Here is a 10,489-nt window from a genome sequence, read left to right as displayed (position 1 = left end):
GCCCCCCCCCGCCCCTCCGAAGAGGTGCGGGCCGTCGTCGTGTACGTACGGGACGTCACTTGGCGGCATCGTCCTTCGTGTCGGCAGCCGCATCCTCTTCCTCGATCACGGGGATCAGGGAGAGCTTGCCGCGCTGGTCGATCTCGGCGATCTCGACCTGGACCTTGGTGCCCACGCCGAGCACGTCCTCGACGTTCTCGACGCGCTTGCCGCCGGCCAGCTTGCGGATCTGCGAGATGTGCAGCAGGCCGTCCTTGCCCGGGAGCAGGGACACGAACGCACCGAAGGTGGTCGTCTTGACGACGGTGCCCAGGTAGCGCTCGCCGACCTCCGGCATGGTCGGGTTGGCGATGCCGTTGATCGTGGCGCGGGCGGCCTCGGCGGCCGGGCCGTCGGCGGCACCGATGTAGATCGTGCCGTCGTCCTCGATCGTGATGTCGGCGCCGGTGTCCTCCTGGATCTGGTTGATCATCTTGCCCTTGGGGCCGATGACCTCGCCGATCTTGTCCACCGGGATCTTGACGGTGATGATCCGCGGCGCGTTCGGGGACATCTCGTCCGGGACGTCGATGGCCTCGTTCATCACGTCGAGGATGTGCAGACGGGCGTCGCGGGCCTGCTTCAGCGCGGCGGCCAGGACCGAGGCGGGGATGCCGTCGAGCTTGGTGTCGAGCTGGAGCGCGGTGACGAACTGCTTGGTGCCGGCGACCTTGAAGTCCATGTCGCCGAAGGCGTCCTCCGCACCGAGGATGTCGGTGAGGGTGACGTAGTGCGTCTCGCCGTCGATCTCCTGGGAGATCAGGCCCATCGCGATGCCGGCGACCGGGGCCTTGAGCGGCACACCGGCGTTCATCAGCGACATCGTGGAGGCGCAGACCGAGCCCATGGACGTCGAGCCGTTGGAGCCCAGTGCCTCGGAGACCTGGCGGATCGCGTAGGGGAACTCCTCGCGGGTCGGCAGCACCGGGACGAGCGCCCGCTCGGCCAGCGCGCCGTGGCCGATCTCGCGGCGCTTGGGGGAGCCGACGCGGCCGGTCTCACCGGTGGAGTACGGCGGGAAGTTGTAGTTGTGCATGTAGCGCTTGCGGGTCACCGGGGAGAGGGTGTCCAGCTGCTGCTCCATGCGGAGCATGTTGAGGGTGGTGACGCCCAGGATCTGGGTCTCGCCACGCTCGAACAGCGCGGAACCGTGCACCCGCGGGATCGCCTCGACCTCGGCGGCGAGCGTACGGATGTCCGTGACGCCGCGGCCGTCGATGCGCTTCTTCTCCTTGATGACGCGCTCACGGACCAGGGTCTTGGTCAGCGAGCGGTACGCGGCGGAGATCTCCTTCTCGCGGCCCTCGAACTCCGGGAGGAGCTTCTCGGCGGCCAGGCCCTTGACGCGGTCCAGCTCGGCCTCGCGCTCCTGCTTGCCGGCGATGGTGAGCGCCTGGGCGAGCTCGTCCTTGACGGCCTTGGTCAGCGCCTCCAGGACGTCGTCCTGGTAGTCGAGGAAGATCGGGAACTCGCCCTCGGGCTTGGCGGACTTCGCGGCCAGGTCCGACTGGGCCTTGCACAGGACCTTGATGAAGGGCTTGGCGGCCTCCAGACCGGCGGCGACGACCTCCTCGGTCGGGGCCTCGGCGCCGCCCTTGACCAGCTCGATGGTCTTCTCGGTGGCCTCGGCCTCGACCATCATGATCGCGACGTCGCCGTCGGGCAGCACCCGGCCGGCCACGACCATGTCGAAGACCGCGTCCTCCAGCTCGGTGTGGGTCGGGAACGCCACCCACTGGCCGTTGATCAGGGCGACGCGGGTGCCGCCGATCGGGCCGGAGAAGGGCAGGCCGGCCAGCTGCGTGGAACAGGAGGCGGCGTTGATGGCGACCACGTCGTAGAGGTGGTCGGGGTTGAGCGCCATGACCGTCTCGACGATCTGGATCTCGTTGCGCAGGCCCTTCTTGAAGGAGGGGCGCAGCGGCCGGTCGATGAGGCGGCAGGTGAGGATCGCGTCCTCGCTGGGGCGGCCCTCACGGCGGAAGAAGGAGCCGGGGATCTTCCCGGCTGCGTACATCCGCTCCTCGACGTCGACGGTCAGCGGGAAGAAGTCCAGCTGGTCCTTCGGGCTCTTGGAGGCGGTGGTGGCCGACAGCACCATGGTGTCGTCGTCCAGGTAGGCCACGGCGGAGCCGGCGGCCTGCTTGGCCAGGCGGCCGGTCTCGAAGCGGATGGTGCGGGTGCCGAAGGAGCCGTTGTCGATCACGGCTTCGGCGTAGTGGGTCTCGTTCTCCACCAGGAATATCTCCTCGTCTGCGTCCGCTGCCCGTGTGGCAGGGGACCGTCTTCGGTGGAGCGCCGGTGCGGGCCGGTCTTCGATCGAAGCACCCGGAGTGATGTCGCATGGTCTGCCATGGACGGCCCGGGGGCCACTACCGAGGACCGGCGGCCAGGAGCGCTCCTACCGCGTTCGCTTTTGCGATATGGCACCAGACTACAAAGCTTCCGTCCACCGCGCGGCGGTACGGCTGTCCGGTGCGTACGGCAAAGGGAGCGGCCCCCGGTGGGAACCGCTCCCTCTACGGCTTCTTACTTGGCGCCCGCCGCGCCGCGGCGGATGCCCAGGCGCTCCACCAGCTGACGGAAGCGCGTGATGTCCTTCTTCGCCAGGTACTGCAGCAGGCGGCGGCGCTGGCCGACGAGCAGCAGCAGACCACGGCGGGAGTGGTGGTCGTGCTTGTGGGTCTTGAGGTGCTCGGTCAGGTCCGAGATGCGGCGGGAGAGCAGCGCGACCTGGACCTCGGGGGAGCCGGTGTCACCCTCCTTGGTGGCGAACTCGGCCATGATCTGCTTCTTCGTGGCGGCGTCGAGCGACACACGTACTCCTTCGGATTCCGGTCCGCGAGCGTCCCTGGTTTGCGTCACAGGGAATCTTGGATGACTCGGATGGACCGTCGGACAGCGTACCAGCTGGAGACGGCCCCCCGACCGGGTGGTCGGGGGGCCGTGATCCGTGCGGTGCGGTGCGCCGCTAGTTGCCGGTGAGACCGCGCACGGTGCTGTACACGTCGAGCACCGCCAGGCACAGCGGCACCAGGGACAGCAGGACCAGGCCGTCGAAGATGTCGAAGATCCGGCCCCAGAAGGGGGTGACGCCCTTCTTCGGGACGATCAGGCCGACGCCGACGAGGATGGCGGCGCCCACCGCGATGCTGCTGGAGAACCAGACCGTGCGGACGTTCAGCGGGCCGGAGTCCTGGAAGCGCTCCAGGGTGACGAAGATGTCGACCGGCGGGTGCAGCGCGATGCCCAGGACGAGCAGCACGATGGTGAGGATGCCCGCGATGGTCAGGCAGGCGACCTGCGCGGTGTAGTCGAAGAGCCGGGCCCGCAGCATGATCGTGATGCCCGCGGCGAGCGCCAGCACCTGGGCCCAGACGTTGTCGGAGAAGCCGAGGACGACACCGGCGGAGCCGACGACCAGGGCGGAGCAGCCGGCGACCAGGCCGAGCAGCAGTTCGTGGCCGCGCTTGGCCTGGTTGCCGATCTTGACGAAGTCGACGGACTCGGTCTCGCCGCCGTTGTCGAGGGCGCCCTTGGCGATCTGGTCGGGAGACTGGTAGCCGATGGGCAGCCGGGCGAAGCGGGCGGAGAGGCCGGGCAGCCAGGCGACCATCGCGATGGAGACGACGGCGGTGACCGCGGCGACCTCGCGCGGGGCGGCGTCGGTGAGGATCGCGGCGAAGACCGCGAGGGTGCCGATCGCGGACAGGAAGGCGGCGGCCACGAAGGGCGCGTCACCGCGCGGCAGCAGGACCACCAGGAGCACGGACGCGATCAGTACGGTCACGCAGCCGACGAGCAGCTGGAGCCGGCCGGGACCGGAGCCCTGGTCGACGGGGAAGATGCCGGAGCCGGCGATCAGCAGGTGCGGCAGCGACGCGAGGCCCAGTGCGATGGAGGAACCGTGGTCGTCGTAGACCCGGGCGCGGACGCCGGCCAGGGCGACCAGGACGACGCCGACGACACCGGCGATGATGCCGGGGAGCCGGTGCATGTCGCGGTCGACCGGGTTCGAGAACCACAGCGCGAACGCCATCATGACGAGCAGCAGCACGCCGGCGGTGAGGCCGACGAGGTGCATCAGGTCGTCGCTCCAGCGGCTGCGGTTGCGCTTGACGGCGGACGCGACCGCGTCCGAGACGTCGTCGAAGACCGGTAGCGGCAGCGACTCGGCGAACGGCTTCAGAAGCAGCAGGTCGCCGTCGAGGATCTGCTGCTGGGCCAGCGACTGGCCGGCGTCGAGTACCGTGCCGTCGCGGCGTACGAGGTGGTATCCGGTCGGGGCGCCCTCGGCCTGGGACTGCCCGGAGAGCCGCAGGATCTCCGGATAAATGTCGACGAGTGCCACGTCCTCCGGCAGTGCCACGTCGATCCGTGCGTCCGGCGCGGCGACCGTGACCCGGCAGAAGCCGGTGCCAGTGCTCGTGCTCACCTGGCGGTTCCCCCTATCCGTTGGGCGTTTTGTCGCGTCACGCGCCCTATATATAAAGCCGTCTCTACGGCGTTGTGGCGCGCTCGCGGGGCGTCAGCGTACCGTCCGATCGGGGCGCTGCCCCACCCACCCCTTGGCTTGACGTTTAACAGTAGGATCAACGCCTGCGTCGGGCCAAGGACTTGGCTCGGGGGACCGTCGAATCCAACGGGGGCGGTCCGAGACTGCGAGATGCATGAAGGACTGATGCCTCGGTGAGCGTTGTCATCGTCAAGCGCCCGCCCCGCGCGCTGCCACCTGAAGTCCCCTCGGAGGAGGTGGTACTTGAGGCGCCTCCGGAGCTGCCCCGCGAGGGCGAGCCGGAAAACCTGTTCATGACCTTCATGCCCATGATGGGCATGGCGTCGTCGGCGGGCTTCCTCTTCATGGGGAACCAGCCGTTCATGAAGATCATGGGCGGCTTCATGGTGGCCTCCACCCTGGCGATGGCGATCATGCAGATCGTCAAGGCCCGCCAGGGGCCTTCCGGGCAGATGGTCCAGGAGCGCCAGGACTACCTCAAGTACCTGGCGCAGAAGCGGAAAGAGGTGCGGCGCACCGCGCGCCGGCAGCGGGACGCGCAGCTGTTCACCCACCCCGACCCCAGTCAGCTGTGGTCCATAGTCGCCGAGGGCAAACGGGTGTGGGAACGCCGGGCCACCGACCCGGACTTCGGCCAGGTGCGCCTGGGACTCGGGCCCCAGCAGTTGGCCACTCCCCTGCGGGCTCCGGAGACCGCTCCGGTCGACGAGCTGGAGCCGCTCACCGCGCACGCGATGAAGGAGTTCCTCGACAAGCACGGCCATCTGGACAGCCTCCCGCTGGCGGTGTCGCTGCGCGCGTTCTACCACCTGACGGTCTCCGGTGACCCGGACACCGTCTACGGCGCCTCGCGTGCCATCGTCGCCCAGCTGTGCACCCTGCACTCGCCCGAGGACCTGGTGGTGGCGGTCGTCGCCGCGCCGGGTGCGCAGGCCGAGTGGGAGTGGACGAAGTGGCTGCCGCAGGTCCAGGACAAGACCACGGACGGCGCCGGCACCCGGCGGCTGGTCGTCGGCGACCTCGGTGAGGTCGAGGAGCTGCTGGCCGACGAGCTCGACGGCCGCGGGCGGTTCAACCCGCAGGGCGAGCCGGTGACCGACACCCCGCACGTCGTCATCGTGCTGGATGGCGGCGAGGTGCCGATGGACTCGGTGATCGCCGGGGCCGAGGGCCTCCAGGGCGTCACCATCCTGGAGATCGTGCCGGGCGACCTGGACGAGATCCGCGGCGGTCTGGCCGTACAGGTCTGGCCGGGCAAGCTGATTCTGGAGTCCGCGAGCGGTGCGGTCTACCACGGTGTCTGCGACACCCTGTCGATCGCCGAGGCGGAGGCGCTGGCCCGCCAGCTGGCCCCGCTGCGGGCCGGTGCGGGTTCGGACGGCGAGGAACCGCTGCTGTCCGCACTGGACTTCACCGACCTGCTCAACATCGGCGACGCCGGCTCCCTGGACGTCTCGCGCACCTGGCGGCCCCGGACGCTGTCCGAGCGGCTGCGGGTGCCGATCGGCGTCGACCGCGACGGCCAGCCGGTCATGCTGGACATCAAGGAAGCCTCGCAGCAGGGCATGGGGCCGCACGGTCTGTGTGTCGGTGCGACCGGTTCCGGTAAGTCCGAGGTGCTGCGCACCCTGGTGCTGGCGCTCGCGGTGACGCACTCCTCGGAGACGCTGAACTTCATCCTCGCGGACTTCAAGGGTGGCGCCACCTTCACCGGTATGTCCGAGATGCCGCACGTCGCGGCCGTCATCACCAACCTCGGTGAGGACGTCACCCTGATCGACCGCATGCGCGACTCGATCACCGGTGAGCTCCAGCGCCGCCAGGAACTGCTGCGCTCGGCGGGCAACTACGCCAACATCACCGACTACGAGAAGGCGCGTGCCGCGGGTGCCCCGCTGGACCCGCTGCCGTCGCTGGTGATGATCATCGACGAGTTCTCCGAACTCCTCGCCGCCAAGCCCGACTTCATCGAGATGTTCATCCAGATCGGCCGCATCGGCCGGTCGATGGGTGTGCACATGCTGCTCGCCTCGCAGCGTCTGGAAGAGGGCAAGCTGCGCGGTCTGGACACCTTCCTGTCCTACCGACTGGGTCTGCGCACCTTCTCCGCGGCCGAGTCGCGGACCGCGATCGGTGTGCCGGACGCCTACCACCTGCCGAACGTCCCCGGTTCCGGCATCCTGAAGTACGACACCGAGACGATGGTGCAGTTCAAGGCCGCCTATGTCTCGGGGACGTACCGCGGTCCGGGCGGCGGCGGTCGCGGTGGCAGCGGCGGTCGGTCGATGCGGATGCCGGTGCCGTTCACGGCGGCCCCGGTCATCGAGCAGATCATCGAGGAGCCGGTCGTCGACGAGCCGGCCGAGCCCGAGATCGACGACGCGCTCGCCGACACCGTGCTGGACGTCATGGTCCAGCGGATGCAGGGCCAGGGCCCGCCGGCGCACCAGGTGTGGCTGCCGCCGCTGGAGGAGGCCCCGACGGTCAACCAGTTGCTGCCGGCGCTCGCGGTCACCCCCGAGCGGGGTGTGCACGCGGCGGAGTACACCGCGCTGGGCAAGCTCGTGGTGCCGGTCGCGCTGGTGGACAAGCCGTTCGAGCAGCGGCGTGACGTGATGTACCTGGACTTCTCCGCCGGTGCCGGTCACGGCCTGGTCGTGGGTGGTCCGCAGTCCGGCAAGTCCACGCTGATCCGTGCCGCCATCGCGTCGTTCGCGCTCACCCACACCCCGGCCGAGGTGCAGTTCTACTGCCTCGACTTCGGTGGCGGCGGCATGCTGACCCTGGAGGGCCTGCCGCACGTCGGCGGTGTCGCCTCGCGTCTGGACGCGGAGAAGGTACGGCGTACCGTCTCCGAGGTCGTCGGCATCCTCAACGAGCGCGAGGAGTTCTTCCGCGCCAACAACATCGACTCGATCGCGACCTACCGCCAGCGGCGGGCCGCGGGCGCCTTCCCCGACCAGAAGTGGGGCGACGTCTTCCTGATCATCGATGGCTGGGCGACGTTCAAGACCGACTACGAGCAGATGGACCCGGTGATCCTGGACATCGCCGGCCGGGGTCTCGGTTTCGGTATCCACCTGATCATCGCCGGTTCCCGCTACACCGAGGTGCGGCCCGCGCTGCGCGACCAGCTCCTCAACCGCGTGGAGCTGCGCCTGGGTGACCCGATGGAGTCGGAGTTCGACCGCAAGCGCGCGGAGAACGTCCCGATGGGCAAGCCGGGCCGCGGTCTGTCCCCGGAGAAGCTCGACTTCCTGGCGGCGCTGCCGCGCCTGGACGGGATGAGCGACCCGGAGACGCTCAGCGACGGCGTCGCCAACCTGGTGCAGACGGTCAGCGAGCACTGGCAGGGCGAGCCCGCCCCCGCGGTGCGGATGCTGCCGACCATGCTCCACGCCAACGAGCTGCCCAAGGGCAACGACTACCCGGACCACGGCATCGCGATCGGCGTCGACGAGACCACGCTGTCCCCGGCGTTCATCGACTTCGAGACCGACCCGCTGCTGGTCATCTACGGCGAGAGCGAGTCCGGCAAGTCGTCGCTGCTGCGCCTGATCACGAAGCAGATCGCCGAGCGGTATCCGCAGGACAAGGCGCTCATGGTGGTCTCCGACTACCGCCGCGCGCTGCTGGGCGAGGTCCCCGAGAGCCATGTGTACAAGTACTGTGCCGCGGGGCCGCAGCTCCAGGAGGTCATCAGCGGTCTGGCGGGTTCGCTGGGCCGGCGGATGCCGGGGCCGGACGTCACACCGGAGCAGCTGCGCAACCGCAGCTGGTACGACCTGCCGGACGCGTTCGTGATCGTGGACGACTACGACCTGGTGGCGACCAGCACCGGCAACCCGCTGCAACCGCTGCTGGAGTACCTGCCGTTCGCCCGTGACCTGGGTCTGCGCCTGATCATCGCGCGCAGCTCCTCGGGTGCCGGCCGGTCCTCGTTCGAGCCCGTGATGCAGCGCACCAAGGAGCTCGGCGCACAGGGTCTGATCCTGTCCGCCGACCCGGCCGAGGGTCCGCTGATGGGCAACGTCAAGGGCCAGCAGCTGACGCCGGGCCGGGCCACGTTCATCACGCGCAAGCGTGGTGCGCAGCTGGTCCAGACGGGCTTCCTGCCGCTGCGCAGCCAGTAGGCGCCCGGATACGCGACGGCGGTGGGGCGTCCCTCTTCGGAGGGGCGCCCCACCGCCGTTCGTGGTGAGTGGGGTCGGCGTGTGGGCGGGTCGGACGGGTCAGCCGAAGGCGCCGTGCGGGTTGCCGTCCGGCTTCTCCGCGGCCTTCTTCTCCGTCTCAGCCCCGGCCGTCTCCTTGGCCGTCTCCCTGGCCGTCTCCTTGGCCTCCCGCTCGGCCGCCGCGCGCTGCGCCGCGGCCGGGTCGGTCCGTACGCCCTTGGCGATGCCCTCGCCGCCGCGGGTGGCGACCTCCCCGTCCTTGGGCGGCCCGAACGGGTCGGGGCCGTGCGCGGCGGTGGAGGTCTCCCACTGGTGCGTGACGACCGGGCCGTGGCCCTGCCCGCCGCCCCCGCCGCGCCCGCGCTTGCCGAAGGCGCCGCCGAGGGAGTTGGCGAGCTGGCCCAGCGCCATGAAGCCGTACGTCATCTGCGGGCCGCCCTGGGCACCGCTCTGGGAGCCTTGCTGGGAGCCGGAGTTGTCCACCGGCGGTGCGTCGTGCTCGGCGCTGCCGCTGTCGGTGTGGTGTGCGGTGGCCGCGCTGTCCAGGTCGGCCGCGGCCAGCTCGAAGGCCGGCAGGGCGTCGTCGACGCCGCGCTTGAGGCGGTGCCACTCGGCGGCGAACGCCTCGCCCGCCGGGCCGTGCCAGTTGGCCGCGGCGGCGGTGCCGACATGCCGGTCGAGGTCGCGGACCAGTCCGTCCAGGTGCCTGCCCATCTCCCGCCAGCCGGCCGCCGCTTCGTGCAGCGCCTCGGGGTTGCGCCGTGGCTCGGTCACTTGTTGACGCTCCGCATCATCTCGACCAGCTCGTCCTCGGCCGCCTGCGTGTTCGCGACGGTCTCCTTGATGCTCCCGCCGACCTCGGCGAGCCGCTCCTGGAGCTGGACGAGGGCGCGCTCGGCCTCCTCGAACAGCTCGCGGTGCGGCCGGGCCGCCTCGTCGCTGCCGAAGCCGTCGCGCAGCGCGCCGGCGTCCGCGCGCCGTCTGAATGCGCCCAGCTGCCGGCTCAGTTCTTCCGCCTGTATCTCGAAGGACGTACCGAGCTTGTGCAGCGTCTCGGTACTGAGCCGGACCTCATCGGACATCATTTCTCCCCGAATTGAATGACAGCGACCTGCTGAACATCGCCACAGGTCTAGCACATGCGCAATAGGCCCGAGCCCGCCACGGAAGGGCCGGTGTACGGAGCAGGGAAGGGGATACGGAGCAATATGCGGCAATACCGACAACCCCGTCTTGACGTCCCGTTCACACCCGTTATTAGACTCTGACGCCAGTGCCGCACACGCGGTTGCCGTTCCACCACGTACCCAGGGGGCAGACATGAGCGACGAGCGGCAGATCGAGGACGCGGACCTGATGGACGTCGCCCATGATCAGGAGCAGGCGCAGCGGCTGCGGAAGGCGCTCAAGGTGCTCGCGGAGAACCCCAACGTGGGCGGCAAGCTCCAGGAGATGGCCAAGGAGGTGCTCTCCGGTCGGCTCAGCATGAAGGACGCCATCGAGACGCCCAGTTACATGGGCGCGCTGGGCGACCGCATGAACCAGATCCGGCGGGCGGCCGAGGACCAGACGCAGGCCGAGCGCGAGGAGTCCCGCGCGAAGTTCGCCGAGTGGCAGAGGAAGCAGGAAGAGGAGGAGGACCGCGAGCGCGCCGAGCGCGACGCGCCGAGCCTCGACATCGTGACCGGCCCGCGCCGGGGCGGCGGTCGCGGACACCGCTGAGCCGCGGGTGATCAGCCTCATGTGAACCGCATGTGAGCCA

At 69.8% G+C, this 10,489-nt stretch carries 7 protein-coding genes; 2 read left to right on the top strand and 5 right to left on the bottom strand.

Going from position 1 to position 10,489, the window contains the following annotated elements:
- Positions 1 to 55 precede the first annotated feature (55 nt).
- From RZ84_RS26365 to eccD, 3 genes are all read right to left on the bottom strand, one after another.
- Positions 56 to 2,275, bottom strand: a complete 2,220-nt coding sequence (locus tag RZ84_RS26365) for a polyribonucleotide nucleotidyltransferase (protein WP_043266382.1) — start codon at positions 2,273 to 2,275, stop codon at positions 56 to 58.
- A 293-nt stretch (positions 2,276 to 2,568) separates the two neighbouring features.
- The gene (gene rpsO / locus RZ84_RS26360) at positions 2,569 to 2,856 is read right to left on the bottom strand and encodes a 30S ribosomal protein S15 (RefSeq protein ID WP_030624900.1); all 288 of its coding nucleotides are present in this window, start codon (positions 2,854 to 2,856) and stop codon (positions 2,569 to 2,571) included.
- A gap of 154 nt (positions 2,857 to 3,010) precedes the next feature.
- Positions 3,011 to 4,474 carry a type VII secretion integral membrane protein EccD gene (gene eccD / locus RZ84_RS26355; protein ID WP_043266381.1) on the bottom strand — a complete coding sequence of 488 codons (1,464 nt, stop codon included), beginning with the start codon at positions 4,472 to 4,474 and terminating at the stop codon, positions 3,011 to 3,013.
- A gap of 254 nt (positions 4,475 to 4,728) precedes the next feature.
- Between eccD and RZ84_RS26350 the strand changes: the two genes are divergently transcribed.
- Entirely contained in the window at positions 4,729 to 8,688 is a 3,960-nt protein-coding gene (locus RZ84_RS26350; RefSeq protein WP_043266380.1) for a type VII secretion protein EccC, read from the top strand.
- 99 nt (positions 8,689 to 8,787) lie between these two features.
- On the opposite strand, the gene RZ84_RS26345 is transcribed toward RZ84_RS26350, so the two are convergent.
- Both RZ84_RS26345 and RZ84_RS26340 read right to left on the bottom strand, forming a co-directional pair.
- A complete protein-coding gene (locus RZ84_RS26345) occupies positions 8,788 to 9,501 on the bottom strand; it encodes a WXG100 family type VII secretion target (RefSeq protein WP_078894208.1) in 714 nt (237 codons plus the stop codon).
- Positions 9,498 to 9,809, bottom strand: a complete 312-nt coding sequence (locus RZ84_RS26340) for a hypothetical protein (RefSeq protein WP_043270883.1) — start codon at positions 9,807 to 9,809, stop codon at positions 9,498 to 9,500. The genes RZ84_RS26345 and RZ84_RS26340 overlap by 4 nt, the downstream gene beginning before the upstream one ends.
- Positions 9,810 to 10,047: 238 nt before the next feature.
- On the opposite strand from RZ84_RS26340, the gene RZ84_RS26335 reads away from it, so the two are divergent.
- The gene (locus RZ84_RS26335) at positions 10,048 to 10,449 is read left to right on the top strand and encodes a hypothetical protein (RefSeq protein WP_043266379.1); all 402 of its coding nucleotides are present in this window, start codon (positions 10,048 to 10,050) and stop codon (positions 10,447 to 10,449) included.
- The last annotated feature ends 40 nt before the right edge of the window (positions 10,450 to 10,489 follow it).

This window comes from Streptomyces sp. CT34 (assembly GCF_000805335.1).
Taxonomy (GTDB): domain Bacteria; phylum Actinomycetota; class Actinomycetes; order Streptomycetales; family Streptomycetaceae; genus Streptomyces.
The sequence above is the reverse complement of the archived record's forward strand: the minus strand, read 5'-3'. Positions and strand labels throughout refer to the sequence as shown.